We start from the raw sequence: 18,132 nt of genomic DNA on the forward strand, positions 1-18,132 counted from the left end.
GCGGCGCCAAATACAGTGATAGTCCAGCCAAAATAAACAAACACTAAAAATTAAGGAATTATCATGAGTTTCAATCTTCACAACCGTGATCTACTGAGCCTTATGCATCATAGTGAACGCGAGCTTACGTATCTTTTGGATATGGCTTGTGACTTAAAAAGAGCAAAATACTCGGGCACAGAACAAAAGCATCTTTTGGGCAAAAACATTGCGCTAATCTTTGAGAAGACCTCAACCCGCACTCGTTGTGCTTTTGAAGTAGCGGCATATGATCAGGGTGCCAATGTGACGTTTATTGGCCCGAACTCATCACAGATCGGCTACAAAGAGAGCATGAAAGACACCGCTCGTGTGTTGAGCCGTATGTATGATGCCATCGAGTATCGCGGATTCGGTCAAGAGATTGTCAATGAGTTAGCAGAATATGCGGATATTCCTGTCTTTAATGGCCTAACGAATGAATTTCATCCCACACAAATGCTTGCAGACGTAATGACCATGCGTGAGCATACCGACAAATCAACCCATCAGATTAAGTATGCTTATTTTGGTGACACGCGTAATAACATGGGCCGCTCATTGTATTTAATGGGCGCTAAGATGGGTATGGACGTACGCCTTTGTGCCCCTAAAGACTTATGGCCTGAAGCAGACTTTTTGGCCACCTGTGCAGACTTTGCCAAAGAATCAGGTGCGCGTCTTACCATCACCGAAGATGTAACAACGGCGGCAAAAGACGTTGATTTCATTCATACCGACGTATGGGTATCGATGGGTGAGCCTATTGAGAGCTGGGCGGAGCGAATCGATGCGCTAATGGCTTATCAAGTCAATATGGATCTGATAAAAGCCACTGGCAATCCAAAAGTGAAGTTTATGCATTGTTTACCCGCTTTTCATAATTCAGATACCGAGGTTGGTAAAAAAATCACTGAAAAATACCCACAGCTCGCAGATGGTATCGAAGTGACCGAAGAGGTATTTGAATCACCTTACAACATCGCATTTGAACAAGCCGAAAACCGTATGCATACGATTAAAGCCGTTCTGGTCTCGGCGCTTGGTAATATCTAATTTATAGCATTAACAGCGTGGGCTACCGGGGCGTGCCCTCAATTCAATCGATAGTCATCTAAATAGGTTAAAAGTGGCTAAATCTTGCCAAACGGCGTCAAATAGCTGACTAATATCTCGATATTATCTGCGCTATTTTTCTTGTTTGACTGCCATTTATCTCATTTTTATCACTATTTTTGAAATGAAGACACGCCCTGATATGACGTTAACTGAAGATAATGCGTAGGAAAATATCATGAGGTTACTAATTGCCTTAGGTGGTAATGCTTTATTAAAACGTGGAGAGCCGTTATCTGCTCAAAACCAACGCCAAAACATCAAGACTGCCGTTGAACAAATCAGCAAGGTTACGGAGGGTAACGAGTTAGTTATTGCTCACGGTAATGGCCCCCAAGTCGGTTTGCTTGCTTTGCAAGGCGCGGCTTACACTGAAGTCGATACTTACCCATTAGACGTTTTGGGCGCAGAAACGGAAGGTATGATTGGCTACATCATCGAGCAAGAGCTTGGGAATGTCCTGCCGAGAGACTCATCCATTGCTACCCTACTCACTCAAGTAGAAGTCGACCGTAAAGACCCTGCTTTTAACAATCCAACCAAGCCTATTGGCCCTGTATACTCAAAAAAGGAAGCAGAAAAGCTAAGTGCGCAAAAAGGCTGGGTTGTTAAAGCCGATGGTCAATATTTTAGGCGAGTGGTTGCAAGCCCTAAGCCCAAAAAAATATTTGAGCTAAAACCCATACAGTGGCTACTTGAAAAAGGTGCGATTGTTATCTGTGCAGGCGGAGGTGGTATCCCAACGGCATTTGATGAAGATGGCTGTTTGCAAGGGGTCGAGGCAGTAATCGATAAAGATTTGTGCGCATCCTTACTTGCCCGTAGCCTTGAATGTGAGTTATTGGTGATTGCCACGGATGTGGCGTATGTTTATACAGACTTTGGAACTGACAAACAACGAAGCATCTTGCAGGCACACCCAGACGCTTTAAGTGAGTTTGATCTTCCTGCGGGCTCTATGGGGCCAAAAGTTGCAGCAGCTTGCGAGTTTGCGCGTGCGACTGGAAACACCGCCATCATCGGCTCACTGACCAATATTGGTCAGACACTTGAGGGAGGTGGCGGTACTCGTGTTTCAATGGAGTACGAAGGCCTCACATATGCCGCTGTATCTCCGAAGAACACAGAGTAAACCCTCGATTGCATCTGTAGTTTTACGATATACAATATTTTTTGAGTCGTTCCAAAAATAACCGGCTCATCAGTCTGCTATTGGCTTGCTCAGATTTGACGGTATCTCTAATTTTCTCTTCTCAATATCAAGGTTTTTAATTTCGATATCTATTGCCGTTGCAGGGACTGGATATCGTTTTCTAAATCTAAGCTAGGCCATAACACTATATCTCTCTCACACCTTTCAACAAACTACCAACGGTTGAGGTACAAACCTATAACGGCTGAAGCCATAATACCTTTGCTATTAATGTATGATTAAATCACTTTCATCAGGTTGGTTTATCTCACTTCAGTACAACTTTCAGTACGACAGTCTTCGGCACAGTCGCGTTATTTCAATAAAGCCATTGCATTAGGCTTTTGACTAATCCAGAAGAAGAAATAGTGGGATGAGTCTAAGCTTCTTATAAATAAAGGTCCGTACACAGTTGGTGCTATTTTTGATAGCCGTGTTGCCGTTGATCACTGAGACTGCATACTTCCTGAAGAATTCCTTCACATTGCTATTGTAACGTTTGGGCAGTTATTGGCTTATCTTAGCCGACAAAAACTGTCTCTCTTTTCCATAGAATGATTTCACGATTATTAACATTCATCTTTAGGAGGATGCTATGAGCACTCAAATAACAGAAAACCATGCCTACATTGATGGGCATAAGATTGCATTTTTGGAACAAGGTTCAGGTAGTCCAATAATCCTGCTGCACGGGATTCCAACCAATAGCCTCATGTGGCGAAATATTATTCCACAACTTGCAAAAACACATCGGGTCATCGCCCCCGACCTTCTCAATTATGGGAAATCTGCAAAACCAAAAAGCGCAGATGTGTCCATTAATGCGCAAAGCAACATGATTGTAAAACTCATGGATGTCCTAGGTGCGCGTCAAGCAGATATTGTTGGGCATGATATTGGTGGAGGTGTTGCTCAGTTGATAGCTGTCAATTATCCAGAGAAAGTTCGAAAGCTTGTTTTGATAGATAGCATCTGCTTCGATTCATGGCCTATCCCAGACTTTGAGCCGTTACAGGAACCTGGTGCTGAGTCGGAGATGAGTCTAGAGGACTTTTTAAGCATGATGCGAGGTTTCCTGCCAAAAGGTGTATATGATAAGAGCGTCATGACTGATGAGCTTATTGAGATGTATCTCGAACCTTGGTCAACTGAAGATGGCAAGCATGCCTTTTTTCGCAACCTCAGACGGTTGAATAAAGAGTATACTCAGGCCATTACTGACGAACTTAGTAACCTTCCGCATCAGACATTCATCATGTGGGGTGATAAAGACCCTTTCCAGAAACCGGAATATGCACCAAAGCTAGCAGAAGCGATTCCAAATGCAGAGCTTGTCTGGATTAAAGATGTTGCTCATTGGTTGATTGATGAGAAGCCTGATGAAATTGGTGAGCATATCAACCAGTTTCTAAGCTAAAGTACGAGTGGTACGGAGACACATAACACGTCGCTGCATCGAACAGAAACGCTATATTACTGTTCGATGCAGCGTTTTTATTGTGCCGTTCGCCATTACAGAGAATTAACCGTAGACATGTATACGAAACGGACTTTCAACACTTCCGCAAAATATAGCTTGGTATTAAAGACCATTAAGCCCATCGCTTACTCTGAGTAAGCGCACCAGTTAAGATATGAATAGTAATCATTTAAACCCTTGTAAGCCTCTCACAAGGATTCTTTATTGCCTCTTAACAACTATAACCATTAATTAATTGCTTACCATCTTAATTGCCATATTGCCCAAAATCAAAAAAGCCTTTCAAGCTTTATACTTCATAGCTTAAAAGGCTTTTTCGCTTGCATGTTTTTATCTAGGTAAGAGGTTTGATATTGGGGAATGCCCAAATCTGCTCTTACTCTATGTTCAACATCGATTTTGCCACAGCTTCGGCCACTTTAATACCATCAATCCCTGCTGATAATATGCCACCTGCGTAGCCCGCGCCTTCGCCTGCAGGGAATAAGCCTTTGGTATTAATGCTCTGGAATTCTTTATTGCGTTTAATGCTAATTGGTGACGATGTTCTGGTTTCTACGCCAGTGAGTAAACCATCATCAGATGAAAATCCTTTGATTTTTCTATTAAACGCTGGAATAGCTTCACGTATCGCATCTACGGCAAAATCAGGTAACGCTTTGCTTAAATCAGTTAAGGTAATGCCTGGTGTATAAGAAGGTTTTACATCACCTAACTCTGAGTCTGGCTTACCTTTTAAGAAATCGCCAATGGTTTGCGCTGGTGCACTGTAATCTTTGCCGCCTAATTCAAACGCTAAGGTTTCTAGTTGTCTTTGTAGGTCGATACCGGCAAGAGGATGGTTTGGGTAATCTCGCTCTGGGTCTATGCCTACAACAATAGCACTGTTGGCGTTACGCTCGTTCCTTGAATATTGGCTCATGCCGTTAGTGACCACACGGCCTTCTTCTGATGCTGCAGCAACCACGGTTCCGCCTGGACACATACAGAAGCTATAAACAGAACGACCATTTTTACAATGATGAACCAGTTTGTAATCCGCAGCGCCCAGTATTTCGTTTCCAGCATTGTCACCAAAGCGCGCTTGGTCTATGGTTGACTGTTTATGTTCAATTCTAAAGCCAATTGAGAAAGGCTTTGCTTCAACATACACGCCTTTATCATGGATCATTTGGAAGGTATCACGGGCGCTATGACCAACAGCAAGAACAACATGGTTGGTTTTTAAGGTTTCGCCAGTATTAAGTGTCACTCCAGTTACTTTTGAGTCAGTGATGTGCAAGTCGTCTACGCGAGTCGCAAAACGGACTTCCCCACCAAGCGCTATGATCTCAGCACGCATTTTTTCTACCATAGTGACTAACTTATAAGTACCTATGTGCGGCTTACTGACAAATAAAATCTCATCTGGTGCGCCAGCTTTTACAAATTCTGTCATTACTTTACGGCCGTAATGATTGGGATCTTTCACTTGGCTATATAGTTTACCGTCAGAAAAAGTACCCGCTCCGCCTTCACCGAACTGTACATTTGATTCTGTGTTTAATTTGCGCTGACGCCAAAAACCAAAGGTGTCTTTGGTGCGTTGTCTGACTTCATTACCACGTTCAATGATAATAGGTTTAAAACCCATTTGAGCAAGGGTCAGTGCTGCTAATAAACCACAAGGTCCAAAACCAATAACAACAGGACGCTCAGTTAACTCTTTTGGCGCTGCGCCTACATATTTGTAGCTGGTGTCTGGTGTTGCTTTAACATGGTTGTCTGAATCAAATTGAACCAGTAAATCATGGGTTAAATCCGAGTCGGTCAGTGTGATGTCTAGCGTATAAATTAATTGGATATTTCTTTTATTACGAGCATCATAGCCACGTTTAAACATTACAAATGACGCCATTTGCTCAGCAGAAATTTTAAGTTTTGTCGTTATAGCCGTCGTTAGATCTTCAGGTGCATGATTTAATGGCAATTTAATTTCAGTTAAACGTATCATTGGTTACTCATAAACTCGTGTAGAAAACAGTCTCGCATTTTACTGGTACTGGTGCAAATAAGCGAATAAATATTTTACGTACGCAGGGTAATTTTACGGATTTGATGGCAGGGGTCAAACCTATAAAACAGTGGCCAGTTTCACTCAACCATAACAGGTGTATATTATGCTGTCGTGGTTATATTTAATTGGGTCATAATAGCTTGTAAACACACGTTAACACTCAGCGGTGTTTGATCACCAAAAGGATGTAATGCATAGATAGTGTTCAATGGTAATTGATACTCAGGGAAAACCTCAACAAGCTCTGATGATAAGCTTCTCAAATGAAAATCAGGAATAATACCTATCCCTGATGCTGATTTAATTAATGACAAGCAAGTATGAAAAGAATTAGTAATGCAATGCGCATTAGCTGCATAAATCAACTCACCAGTGGTTTGACCTGTTTGGTTATCTACTTGTTTTTTAGAAAGAGGCGCAGGCTTTACTTGAGTATGAAACTGGTGGCAGATCTCATGCCCTTGCCAAGTATTAGCAATATACGCTAAGCCTTGCCAAGAACTCGATGCGATATACTCTGGTTTTCCACAAAGTACATCTCTAAACTCACCAATGCGTTTTTGCTTTAAAGTACTCTCTTTTGATTGACCAACTCTTATCGCTAAATCAATATTTTCCGACATTAGGCTCAAGTGGTGGTCATGACTAATTAACTCCGGTTTTAGAAGAGGATATTGTGGTAATAATCGAGCAATTGCAGGAGCTACTAAGGTTTCCATTAATGCGTTAGGAGCTGTAATTCTAATTTTTCCTTGAGGAACTGCTTTAGATTGTTGAGCTTCGAGCCACGCGTCATTAGCCACTTGATTCAGTATTTTACATTGTTGATAAAACTGTTTTCCAGCAACGGTTAAAGTCTGCTTACGCGTAGTACGCTTCAATAACACAATACCTAATTCATTTTCTAAAGATTTGAGGTGCTGACTTACCACAGATTTTGATAACTCCAATAATTCTGAAGCGGCTGTAATTGAACCCGTTTCGACTATATGAGCAAAAACTGACATCTGGCGTAATCTAATCATAGTAATTGTTCGCTTTTATTAAACAGTTCTTTCTAATGTAGCTGTTTTTCTATCCTAATTACAGTGCTATTCTCTACTCCTATCACTAAATAACACTTTATAAAGGATGATTTCATGACGAATACAGCGACAGATAACGCTATCTTAAACGCATGCAAAAAAGGCATCTCAGATTGGCAAACCGCTTTTAATAAACAAGATGCAAAAGGGTGTGCTGCACAATATCAAGAGAATTGTGTTATGACAGCAAAGCCCTTTGGCGTATTTGAAGGACGCCAAGCAATCGAGGATTTCTGGCAAGGGATTATGAATCAAGGTTTTAAAGAGGTGGACTATACCCAAGTAAACTGGGAAGCTGAAGGAGAAGGTTATATTTTAACGTCACATTGGACTATGAATAAAGCCTTCGGTATTGTGCATAAAGAACTTTGGGTAGTAGAAGAAGACGGACATGCACGACTTGCTAGTGATGAATTTGAAGTACAAGGCGAACGTTAAGAAGACCATAAATAATAAGCCAATCCTCTATAAAAGACTGACAGCGTTAACCTCGTTTGAACTATCACATATATAGTCAAAGAAATCTAAAACAGCTACAAGGCAGCTGACCGCAGATTATACAACTAGTACCTCTAGGGAGGGTAACATCGTAGCGGTTTAGTAGTTCGCTGACTATACATCTACGAATAGTTGCCTTGTAGCGACTCTAAAATTCCTTGACTATATTAATCGCCATCAAAGATTAAAATGAGCCACAGACCATTCTATGTACTCTTCATCCGACATCTTAGACCGATTATCAGACATGGCTAATGCGTCCTCACCTGCCAGATAACGCAATCTATTGGTGCCATCCGTTGCTGCATGATAGATTATTTCAGCTATATCACTTGCTTCAGAGTAGTCATTACCCCGATCAGCAGAAGAAAAAACAGCCATTGCCCCTTGAATGGACTTGTCGTAAGCGTGAAGGTCAGGTTTTTGCATAAACTCGAGAGAACGCCCTACAAAATCAGTTCTAACACCGCCTGGTTCAACAATTTTTACACCAATACCTTGCGGTGCAAGCTCTTGTGCTAAGGATTCAGAAATCCCTTCAATCGCAAATTTTGTACCATGGTACAAAGAGTTGAATGGTAAGGTAAGCCGACCGCCAATCGATGACACATTAATTATCAAGCCAGCTGATTTCATACGAAAATGTGGAAGACAAGCCTGTATCATATAGATTGGACCATATACATTGGTCGCGAACTGGCGTTCGAGTTGTACTGGATCTACTGCTTCTAATGGACCTGCCAGTCCATATCCTGCGTTGTTAAGTAAGACGTCAATCTGTCCAAATTCTTTAATCACTTGTTCAACGGCTAAGTTGATACTATTTTGATCCGTTACATCTAATGGAAAGACAACAACGTTGTTGAGCGCTTGCAGTTCCGTTTCTTTTTCAGGATGACGCATCGTCGCCGCCACGTTCCAACCTGCACGTTGAAATCGCATAACAGCTGCTCGTCCAATTCCCGAAGACGTTCCAGTAATTAATATGGTTTTCATTTATTCTCTCCTATTAGGGTCTGTTGAACATTAAAAATGCTCTAATACATCTTATTGCTATTGGCTGATATTTTTGGTATGAGCTGAATAGAATCCCAATGCTCAACTATCTTACCTAGCTCGTCAAATCGAAAAAAATCCATTGTGACGTACTCATCCACCGTTTGATCTGCATTGTGCCAAACTTGATGGGTATGCAAGGCAACCAAGTCATCTTCTATAATACAGCGTTTAAATTCGATTGATTTATTCGGATATTCTGCTTGCATACGCTCAAAATACTCAATAAAACCCGACTTACCTCCTGCGACGATAGGATTATGCTGGATATACTCTTCTCCGACATAGTCCGCAACTGCTTGTCTGGGATTGCCTTCAAAAGCTGTCTTATAGTATGCAATTGCATTGTTTTTATTGGCAGATAAAATCATAAATGGCCTGCTTGGTTGTTTGATCAGTGATGCTTCGTCATAGCGCCTATTGTAATAAAAGCATGCTTAAGCAAACAGTAGCCATAACTGGAAACACTTTCAATATTATTTTGAAAACAGCTGACTGCCTAAGTGCTTATTTATTATATTTAAGAGGATAAAGACCGTCGGATATTAGGGCGTGTTTGAGATTCAAATGTGGTGCTGGCAGTACCTACGTTGCATGCATATGTTGACCCAATCACAAATTGCTGTAGAATCCGCTTGTGAAATTTGTTGTTAACAATAATAAAATCAAGCACAAGACCCTGATTAAAAAAGCGTTCACTAAGCTCATCTTAGATGTTTATCGATTGAATTGAAGACACGCCCTAGTATGACATAATACCAAATATAACCCCGAAAACTTTATGCTGCGGGGTTTTTTCATGTCTACTTATCACCTTACCCTATATCAATTATAATTATCAAAAACTCACTGTTGCACAAGGCCTATTATGACCACTTATATACTCGATACCGAAACCACAGGGCTTGTTGAGCCGCACATGACTGAAGCCGCCTACTCTATTATTGATATCATTGATGGCAAGGTAGAAGTACTACAGGAGCCGAGAGCCAAGCGTTTTAATCCCCTTAAAGAAATCAGTCTAGGCTCGATGGCAGTGTCACATATATGTGAAGAAGATATTGCGAATGAGCCGCCGCATACAGATTTTAGACTGCCTAACAGTGTGGCGTATTTGATTGGTCATAATATTGATTTTGATATGGCCGTTCTTAAAAATGCTGGTGTGACCCATACCCCTAAGCTGATATGCACCAATGCCATGTCCAATTATCTACTTCCTACGCTAGAGAGCCATAAGCTAGTCTCTCTGCTTTATCACTTTCATCGCGATGTCGCACGGGCACAAGCCAAACATGCACATGCTGCTGTTTATGATATTTACTTCACTCAGCTGGTGCTGGGTAGCCTAATTGATTTGGCGAATAGTCAAGGTCATGTCATCACTGATGTAGATAGCTTATATGAGTTTAGCCAAATGGCACGTATACCCACTCATTTCAGTTTCGGTAAGCATAAGGGTAAAGCTATTGCAGAGTTGGCGACTGATTCGGATGGGGCTGGATATCTAAAATGGATGCTCAAACAAGACAGTATTGATCCTTATTTGGCTGAGGCCTGTCAGCAGGCATTGGATACGGCTGGCTTATAGATTTAACGCCTATTTGCTATGTCAAAACTTTGACTTGAATATGCAATTAATGCTTAATAGTTTGGTCAATATTGGGATTTGATGACACGCCCTAATACATTTAACGTTTTTATAAAAATGAAGGTTGAATAATAGAGTAAAACAGTCTAATAATAGGGTTATAAGTTCTAAACATTTATCTAGCGACTTATAACCACTATTTTTAAGGGATTAATATTATGACGTACAAGAATGTAACTGTCGCAGGAAGCGGCGTTTTAGGCTATCAAATTGCCTTTCAAGCCGCCTTCCACGGTTTTAATGTCAGTGTTTACGATGTCAACGATGATGTATTAGAAAAAGCAAAGGCAAAATTTCAATTGATGTGCAAGGCTTTTCGAAAAGATTTGAGAGCAACGCAGGAGCAGCTAGATAAGGCCTTTGAAAACCTTAGCTATACCTCAGACTTAGCAGAATCAGTCAAAGATGCGGATCTCATGATTGAAGCCATTCCCGAAATTCCTGAACTTAAAATTGAATTTTATGCAAAACTTGCCAAACTGGCACCAGAGAAAACCATATTTGCGACCAATACCTCAACCCTGCTCCCTAGCCAGTTTGCGGAATCAACGGGACGCCCTGCTCAGTTTTTAGCCCTACATTTTGCCAATAAAATTTGGATGCATAATGTCGCTGAAATCATGGGGCACCCAGGCACAGATCCTAAAGTATTTGATGATGTCGTTGCTTTTGCTACCGCCATTGGTATGGTGGCAACGCCGCTTGATAAAGAGCAACCCGGCTACATCATGAATAGTTTGTTAGCGCCTTTTATAGATGCAGCTTTGCAATTAGTGGCAAAAGAGGTTGCCGATCCGCATACGATAGATAAGACATGGATGATAGTAACTGGCGCGCCGTCAGGCCCATTTGCCATATTGGATACCATCGGTATCAACACGGCCTACAACATCACTAGGCTTGCCGCTGAAACGACTAAAAACCCTGCAAGACTAAAGGCCGCTAAGTATCTGAAAGAGCAGATGATCGATAAAAATAAAATGGGAGCTGCGACTGGCGAAGGATTTTATACTTATCCAAACCCTGCCTTTATGAATCCTGATTTTTTGAAATGAAAAACCGCTATTTATTCATGAAAATTTGTTAGCATGACTCTTATGTTAAATGCTTAAAAAGCTAACATTACTGATAAAACTAAAAAGACCTTCAAGCGATTGAAGGTCTTTTTTAATGTACAGAATAGCGCATCTATCAATGTGCCAATATCAATGCATCAATGCGCTAATGGATGACACGCCCTAAGTCAGACTTTGAATATTGGGCTACCTCTATATGCTACTGACCATTCTATCGGGTGATAAAATCGCGGCCAGTTCTTCGTCACTCAGCAATTTTTCTTGTTTTACTAGCTCAGCGACGCCTGAACCGCTTAACAAAGCATGTCCTGCGATACGACTGGCGTTTTCGTAGCCTATATGAGGCACCAGTGCCGTCACAATACCGATGCTGTTTTCGACATGCTGTGCGCAGCGGGTCTCATTGGCTGTAATGCCTTGAATGCATCGCTCATCTAGCATACGAATCGCCTTTTCTAACATACGCGCATTGTTCAGTAGATTATAAACGATCAGCGGCTCCATCGCATTGAGTTGTAGTTGCCCTGCTTCTGCCGCCATAGTAATCGTCATATCCGTACCCATTACCTGAAATGCGGTTTGGTTCATGGCCTCAGGAATTACAGGATTGACTTTACCGGGCATAATGGATGAGCCGGGCTGCATAGCCGGTAGATTTATTTCACCCAGACCGGTACGTGGCCCGCTTGATAGTAAGCGTAAATCGTTGCTCAATTTAGACAGTTTAATTGACAAACGCTTGAGCGAACCAGAAAAGGTAATAAAAGCGCCCATATCAGCGCTGGCTGCTATCAGGTCTTTGGCAAGGGTCACTGGTAGACCACTGATGTCGGCTAACTCACGAATCGCCAAGCTGGCATACCCTTTGGGTGCATTGATAGCGGTACCAATCGCCGTACCGCCCAAATTCAATTCGCATAACTGTAGGCAGGCGTCTTCGATTCGAGCCGTTTCGCTGCCTATATCACTGGCGAAGGCATTAAATTCTTGACCCAACGTCATCGGTACCGCATCTTGTAACTGGGTGCGGCCCATTTTTAGAATATGGCTAAATTCTTGTCCTTTGGCGGCCAAGCTATTTTGCAACTTGATGATGGCCTCTTGAAGCGGTTTTGCCGCAAACACAATCGCTAAGCGTGCTGCACTAGGATAGACATCATTGGTAGACTGAGATCGGTTGACATCATTATTAGGATGTAGATGGCCATATTGACCATACTCAAATCCCATCTTTTTTAAGCCAATATTAGCAATCACTTCATTGGCATTCATGTTGGTCGACGTGCCTGCCCCGCCTTGGATGAGATCAACAATAAACTGATCATGATGCGCGCCTTGTATAAGATCAGCGCACGCTTCAGTAATAGCACTGAGCTTATCTTGACTGAGTAGGCCATGCTGATAATTGGCCTTAGCCGCGGCCGCTTTTACCATTGCCAGTGCTTTAATCAAATCGGGGAAGTGACTGATTGGCATACCGGTAATATTAAAATTCTGCGAGGCGCGTTGCGTTTGAATACCATATAAAGCGGCAGTAGGAACGGCTTGTTCGCCCAATAGATCTTTTTCGATACGAGTCAATGCTTGGTCATGGTTCAGATTATCTGTATGTTTCATATTTTTATGGCTTATTAGAGATAAGGTAAATTGAAGAAGTAAACAGACAATGCTTAGTTATTTAGAGTCATTGTCTTGGCGTTACTAAAAATTAGAGCCATCGTAACTGAGAATGTAGAGCAAGAAAAACGTAAATATTCTGCTCTCAGCCCCAAAAATTTTGGTGCTCAGCAAAAAATATTATAGATAAGGTTGGTCTATAGTCAGTCCAATATTAAAAAGATACAGCGGGACTCGGATGAATTTTTCACAGCCTCTGTCGGCATAGGCACAGCAAGCCAGAAAAATTTATACCAGTTTCGCGTTATTAAATGCTATATCCGTTTTATTGAGTATCGACTCTATCGAAAGAGGTTAATACTTTTAGGGCAGGTTTTTTGAAGGATGTTTATTCAATAGCAGAGATTTTTTATGAAAGGTTGCACTGATTGAAAAAGGTTAACGGGTTAAAGAGGCTAATTAATTGTCAAATTTGAGTAGCACAAGCAGACGCCTAGTCCGAGTGAGAACGCGAACTAGGCTGCTAGGCGTTGTAAGATTGCAGACTAACTTACAGTCCCAATACCTGCTTTAAGGCATTTATTTGCGGCTGCTGACGATCGGTATAACGATATGCCAATACGACCTCTCGAACCAAACTGTTATCACCTAAATGGTGAATTTGGACAGGCGGCGTACTTCTAATCCATAGTCCAGCATAAGGAATCAAAGCCACTCCCAAGCCCGACTCAACCATCCTAACGATGGCATCCAGATCATTAATCTCCATGATCGTATTCACCTTGATGTCTTGTTGTTTAAAGAATTTGCTTAACTTTGCACCAGCTGAGGACTGTAAGGTGTAATGAATGAAGGGGTGCTGCTCGAGCGTTTGTCTAAGACTATGAAAAGGCCATTTTTTGGGGCTTATGAGCACATAAGGCTCCGTCATAATAGACTGGGTAACGATGTCTTTCGGTAAGGCAAATGCTGGCTGGATAGTAATAGCCGCATCTATCTCCCCGACTTCCAGTTTCTCAAATAACTCTATAGCACGCCCAGGGACAATTTCCGTCTGCATTAATGGGGCGAGCAAAGTAATTGCCTTTAACGCCTCTGGTAAGATACCCACCTGCACTGAGTTTATCGAGCCAATCTTCAGCTGCCCGTAATAGCTAGCAATATCAGTATCTGAGGACAGTTGCATTGTCGAATAGAGCGCCAAAATTTCTTTGGCTATCGGTAAAACGCGTGTGCCTTGCGGATTTAGCGTAATGGCTCTGGCAGAGCGCGTAAATAATGACAATCCTAAATTGTCTTCTAAGGTTTTGATTTGCGCACTAACCGCAGATTGGGTCAGGTTTATATGCCGAGCGGCAGCGGCAAAACTGTCTAACTCGCAAACGGCGACGAACGTTTTAAGCTCTCTTATCATTTATCCCACCACATTTGTTATCAAGATAGCCATCGTTAGCCTGTTATAACCCATTTAGATAACCATCGATTGAATTGAGGACACGCCCTAATATGGCCACAGCAATCTAAATTTGGCAGCCCAATACGGTGAGTAATGGATAACAGTATCCATTCAAAAGCTGCCCAACAAAGAAAGAATGATCATAAACATAGCTAATGCTACCAGTAGTGTGAACGCTTTATTTCTTCAGCGAGAAAATCAATAAACTTTCTTTGTAGTGGTGTCACCTGCTTTCGATTGGCATAAACCACATAAACACCCAAAGTTTTAGGTTTCCATTCAGGCAATAACTCAATAAGTTGTCCAGATGCAATCAAAGATTTGACTGCGCCAGATGGCTGTAAACTAATCCCATGTCCACGTAACGTGGCAGAGAGCAAGACTTCAGAGATATTGGCGCTGATATTGCCAGAGATAGGAACAGACTCTGGACCATTTGGCCCATCAAACACCCATGCCGACCGTCCAAAATACGCAAACGATAGACAGTTGTGATGTACAAGCGACTGTACATCTGTAGGTCTGCCACGCCTTTGTAAATAATCAGGTGCAGCGCATACGATAGAGTGGCACTCACCGATACGTCTGGCAACGACATTTGGCTCTAAGTCATTGGTGATACGAATCGCCAAGTCAATACGGGCATCAACTAAATTGACCGAATCATCAGTGGTAAGAATATCAATTGCTGTTTGCGGCCAGTGAGAAACAAAGCGACCAACCACATCCATCAAAAGGCTATCAATCAGCGAAAAGCTGGCAGTGATTCGCAACTGACCTTTTAGCTCCAAAGTATTTTGATTGCGTATCTGATCCAACGAGTCGGTCAATCCAAGTAACTGATACGCCACCTCAAGGGTCTGCTCACCAGGTGCAGTGAGGCTTAGACTTCTGGTTGTGCGATGTAATAAGCGCATATCCATCCAGCTCTCAAGCTCTGTCAGATAGCGCGTTACCTTAGCTCTAGACATGTCTAAATTGTCCGCGGCACGGCTCAAGCTACCTTGTTCAACGATCGTGACAAACACCTGTAACGCGGTCAGTCTATCCATCTCTTCATCCTTATTTGCGCGAAAACTGAAACAGTAAATGCCGAATTATAGCGTATTTAAACGAAATACAATCGAATAGAATAGCCACTAACAACGAATACCGCCATTAACGCGGTCTATTTACTCAAATGAAAATACAGGTAGATTATGAAAAAATTAATGACAGCTTCTATGGCGGCAAGCGCCCTACTGCTTGCAACCCAAGTAAACGCAGCCGATCTACAACTACAAGCATATAAACCTGATCAAAATGCTATTTTCCCAGTGACTTCTGTGCTGGCAAGTGGCGAGAAAGATGCTATTTTGTTCGATGCACAGTTTAGTGTCAAAGATGGTGAAGCTTTGGTTGATATGATCAAAAAAAGCAATAAAGACCTAAAAATGATTTATATCACGGCAGGCGATCCAGATTACTATTTCGGTCTTCAGCCTTTAGTCAAAGCCTTCCCTGATGTAAAGGTTATGTCTAGCCCTTCTATTATTGAACACATTGAGGCGACTAAAGATGCAAAATTAAAGCATTGGGGTCCAATCCTTGGTAAACATGCGCCTACCAAGATCACAGTACCGCAAACACTTGATCAGTCTACACTGACCTTAGAAGGTCACAAAATTGAAATCAAGGAGATGGGAACCCATCAAGCATACATGTGGGTACCAGAATCAAAAACCGTTTTCGGCGGTGTGTCAGTAACATCAGGCATGCATGTATGGACTGCTGATACCCAAACTAAAGAAGCTCGTAGCGATTGGATGCAATCATTAGAACAAATGAAGCAATTAAAGCCAAACGTTGTTATTCCAGGCCACTATTCAGGCAATCTACTCAAAAAAGACTACGCTGTTGATTTCACACTCAATTATCTAAAAACTTTTGAGCAAGCACTGGGCGAGGCAAAAAAACAAGATTCTAAGCAATCAGAAAAAGTAATTTCAATCATGAAGTCAGCTTATCCAGCGTTGCCCGGAGGAAGTGATTTAGAGTTGAGCAGTCAAGTCAATACAGGTGAAATAGAGTGGTAAATATAGGACAACTATTAAGTAAAAAACACTAATACTTTACTAAACCCACTAACCAGATATTAGTGTCAAAGTGCTGGCGTATGAATGCTTGGTCAAGAAGCATATGCTAGCACTTTTAATGATAAAAGAGAGCAACTTATGACAATGCAATATCGTCGTGCTACGCCTGAAGACTTTGCAGCCATTGTTGACCTTTTTGTCGTCAATATGAATTTAAGTGTATTTACTACTGCTACAGATAAGCAGATTCTAAAGCAACTGGCTACCCTATTTCTAGCTAAAGACTGTCATCGTGCTACTTTTATACAAGTTGCAGAATATGATGACATTATTTGTGGTGTGGTGATAGGAGTCACTAAACAAGACCCACATAAAGCTTTGTCATTCGATGAAAAGCCCATTATTGATCAGATAGAAAACAAGCTGCGTTTATCTGATCAAGGTCGACAGGTATTAAGTGATTTACAGAAAAAAGAAACGACTGGTGCGAAACGAGAGACAGTCAATTTTGATAGCGAGCTACAGTTCTTCTGTGTAGATCCAAACTATCGTCGTCACCGTATTGGAGCGACGTTGATTCAAGCATTTGAGGCTTATCTCGTGGCACAGGGTGCAGACACGTATGCACTACATACAGACACCCTATGCACTTATCAGTACTACGATAATAATGGCTATCAGCGTGTTGATGAGTATCCCAACCATCTAAACCCGCACATAATGCACTATACCTATAGCAAAGTATTGTTTTGACAAGTTTGTAGAGACGACGATCAATTATGTCTAAAAAAATACAATCCAAAAGCTCTATAAGGCTGTTCTTTTGTATTTAATAGACTCTCGTGTGGCGAGCCAGATAAGAGGGATGATAATCAATGCTGACCCTATCAATAAGCTGATATCCGGTATCTCATGAAACCATACGATGCCGATAAACACGGCACCTAACAGCCCTGTATATTCTGCACTAGATATTTTATGGGCTTCCACTGCTCGGTAGACCAGTACGCAGATACCCGCATAGATCAAAATAAACAAATTTGAACCGGCTGCTATCCATAGCGCATACCAACTCAAAGGGGCATTTTCCCAAATGGCCAAACTAAGCCCAAATGGTATTCCGACTAAATTGGTCAAGAACAGTGTTTGTGCAACGGTGTGATTTGAAGGCAGTTTGCGAACCAATAGATTGTTCGTCGCCATGGTTAAGGCAACTATCAGCGCAAAGATAGCACCCATATTAATTTGGGTGGGCTTTACAATGATAAGAATGCCAACGAAACCTAGCATTGCCACAACGATGCTTGGCGCTGTAAGCCGATCTTTATAAAACAAAAACCCTAACGGTAACATGAGCAGAGGAGCGGTATAAAAAATAGCATTCACCGTTGCTAGCGGCAACGCCTGAATAGATAACACCATAAATACCGCACCAAATAACCAAATATGGCCTCTGACAAAGTGCCATTTTAGGTTGCTAATCAACTTGGTTTTTTTGTTCAAAAAGCAAAAGGGCAGTAGCATCAGAACAGCTGTCAGCTGACGCAATAGCACAAATTGATAGACCGCTGCGCCATCTGGCAACTCTTTTATCAACGCATCTGATAGGACGGCAATCATGTTTCCCACAACCAATAGAATCATGGCAAACCCAACACTCATCTTTGGCATTATCATTCTCACACCTATCTCAAAATACATGAAACTTTAAATTAAGCCATTTAGTCTAATGGTCAGGTAAGCAGTATATTCATAT

At 41.8% G+C, this 18,132-nt stretch carries 16 protein-coding genes; 8 read left to right on the forward strand and 8 right to left on the reverse strand.

Going from position 1 to position 18,132, the window contains the following annotated elements; translation table 11 throughout:
* Positions 1-63: 63 nt before the first annotated feature.
* From IP485_RS00335 to IP485_RS00345, 3 genes are all read left to right on the forward strand, one after another.
* On the forward strand, positions 64-1,074 hold the full coding sequence (locus tag IP485_RS00335) for an ornithine carbamoyltransferase (protein WP_198325506.1): 1,011 nt from the start codon (positions 64-66) through the stop codon (positions 1,072-1,074).
* Positions 1,075-1,312: 238 nt separating this feature from the next.
* Positions 1,313-2,266, forward strand: a complete 954-nt coding sequence (arcC, locus tag IP485_RS00340) for a carbamate kinase (protein WP_198325507.1) — start codon at positions 1,313-1,315, stop codon at positions 2,264-2,266.
* Between the two features lie 655 nt (positions 2,267-2,921).
* The gene (locus tag IP485_RS00345) at positions 2,922-3,743 is read left to right on the forward strand and encodes an alpha/beta fold hydrolase (RefSeq protein WP_198325508.1); all 822 of its coding nucleotides are present in this window, start codon (positions 2,922-2,924) and stop codon (positions 3,741-3,743) included.
* Positions 3,744-4,182: 439 nt separating this feature from the next.
* On the opposite strand, the gene IP485_RS00350 is transcribed toward IP485_RS00345, so the two are convergent.
* Positions 4,183-5,799 carry an NAD(P)/FAD-dependent oxidoreductase gene (locus IP485_RS00350; protein ID WP_198325509.1) on the reverse strand — a complete coding sequence of 539 codons (1,617 nt, stop codon included), beginning with the start codon at positions 5,797-5,799 and terminating at the stop codon, positions 4,183-4,185.
* Between the two features lie 164 nt (positions 5,800-5,963).
* Entirely contained in the window at positions 5,964-6,887 is a 924-nt protein-coding gene (locus IP485_RS00355; protein WP_227686349.1) for a LysR family transcriptional regulator, read from the reverse strand.
* Positions 6,888-7,001: 114 nt separating this feature from the next.
* Between IP485_RS00355 and IP485_RS00360 the strand changes: the two genes are divergently transcribed.
* Positions 7,002-7,385: a YybH family protein gene (locus IP485_RS00360; RefSeq protein ID WP_198325511.1), complete on the forward strand. Its 384-nt coding sequence runs from the start codon at positions 7,002-7,004 to the stop codon at positions 7,383-7,385.
* 237 nt (positions 7,386-7,622) lie between these two features.
* Here the strand turns inward: IP485_RS00360 and IP485_RS00365 are convergent, their stop codons facing one another.
* Entirely contained in the window at positions 7,623-8,441 is an 819-nt protein-coding gene (locus IP485_RS00365) for an SDR family oxidoreductase (RefSeq protein ID WP_198325512.1), read from the reverse strand.
* Between the two features lie 41 nt (positions 8,442-8,482).
* Entirely contained in the window at positions 8,483-8,872 is a 390-nt protein-coding gene (locus IP485_RS00370) for an ester cyclase (protein ID WP_198325513.1), read from the reverse strand.
* Between the two features lie 497 nt (positions 8,873-9,369).
* Between IP485_RS00370 and IP485_RS00375 the strand changes: the two genes are divergently transcribed.
* Both IP485_RS00375 and IP485_RS00380 read left to right on the forward strand, forming a co-directional pair.
* Positions 9,370-10,092: a 3'-5' exonuclease gene (locus IP485_RS00375; protein WP_198325514.1), complete on the forward strand. Its 723-nt coding sequence runs from the start codon at positions 9,370-9,372 to the stop codon at positions 10,090-10,092.
* Positions 10,093-10,310: 218 nt separating this feature from the next.
* Positions 10,311-11,207, forward strand: coding sequence for a 3-hydroxyacyl-CoA dehydrogenase (locus IP485_RS00380; protein ID WP_198325515.1), 897 nt, complete (start codon positions 10,311-10,313; stop codon positions 11,205-11,207).
* A gap of 213 nt (positions 11,208-11,420) precedes the next feature.
* Here IP485_RS00380 and IP485_RS00385 read toward each other — a convergent pair whose 3' ends face one another.
* The 3 genes from IP485_RS00385 to IP485_RS00395 form a co-directional block, all read right to left on the reverse strand.
* Positions 11,421-12,827 carry an aspartate ammonia-lyase gene (locus tag IP485_RS00385; protein ID WP_413787010.1) on the reverse strand — a complete coding sequence of 469 codons (1,407 nt, stop codon included), beginning with the start codon at positions 12,825-12,827 and terminating at the stop codon, positions 11,421-11,423.
* A 568-nt stretch (positions 12,828-13,395) separates the two neighbouring features.
* On the reverse strand, positions 13,396-14,259 hold the full coding sequence (locus IP485_RS00390) for a LysR substrate-binding domain-containing protein (RefSeq protein WP_197177027.1): 864 nt from the start codon (positions 14,257-14,259) through the stop codon (positions 13,396-13,398).
* A 200-nt stretch (positions 14,260-14,459) separates the two neighbouring features.
* Entirely contained in the window at positions 14,460-15,353 is an 894-nt protein-coding gene (locus IP485_RS00395) for a LysR family transcriptional regulator (RefSeq protein WP_198325517.1), read from the reverse strand.
* A 147-nt stretch (positions 15,354-15,500) separates the two neighbouring features.
* On the opposite strand from IP485_RS00395, the gene IP485_RS00400 reads away from it, so the two are divergent.
* Together IP485_RS00400 and IP485_RS00405 are read left to right on the forward strand one after the other, a co-directional pair.
* Positions 15,501-16,376 carry an MBL fold metallo-hydrolase gene (locus IP485_RS00400; protein WP_198325518.1) on the forward strand — a complete coding sequence of 292 codons (876 nt, stop codon included), beginning with the start codon at positions 15,501-15,503 and terminating at the stop codon, positions 16,374-16,376.
* Between the two features lie 138 nt (positions 16,377-16,514).
* The gene (locus tag IP485_RS00405) at positions 16,515-17,129 is read left to right on the forward strand and encodes a GNAT family N-acetyltransferase (protein WP_198325519.1); all 615 of its coding nucleotides are present in this window, start codon (positions 16,515-16,517) and stop codon (positions 17,127-17,129) included.
* Between the two features lie 54 nt (positions 17,130-17,183).
* Here IP485_RS00405 and IP485_RS00410 read toward each other — a convergent pair whose 3' ends face one another.
* Positions 17,184-18,053, reverse strand: a complete 870-nt coding sequence (locus IP485_RS00410) for a DMT family transporter (RefSeq protein ID WP_265090925.1) — start codon at positions 18,051-18,053, stop codon at positions 17,184-17,186.
* Positions 18,054-18,132: the final 79 nt, after the last annotated feature.

Origin of the sequence: Psychrobacter sp. NG27, from assembly GCF_016106655.1 — a bacterium.
Classification (GTDB): Bacteria; Pseudomonadota; Gammaproteobacteria; order Pseudomonadales; family Moraxellaceae; genus Psychrobacter.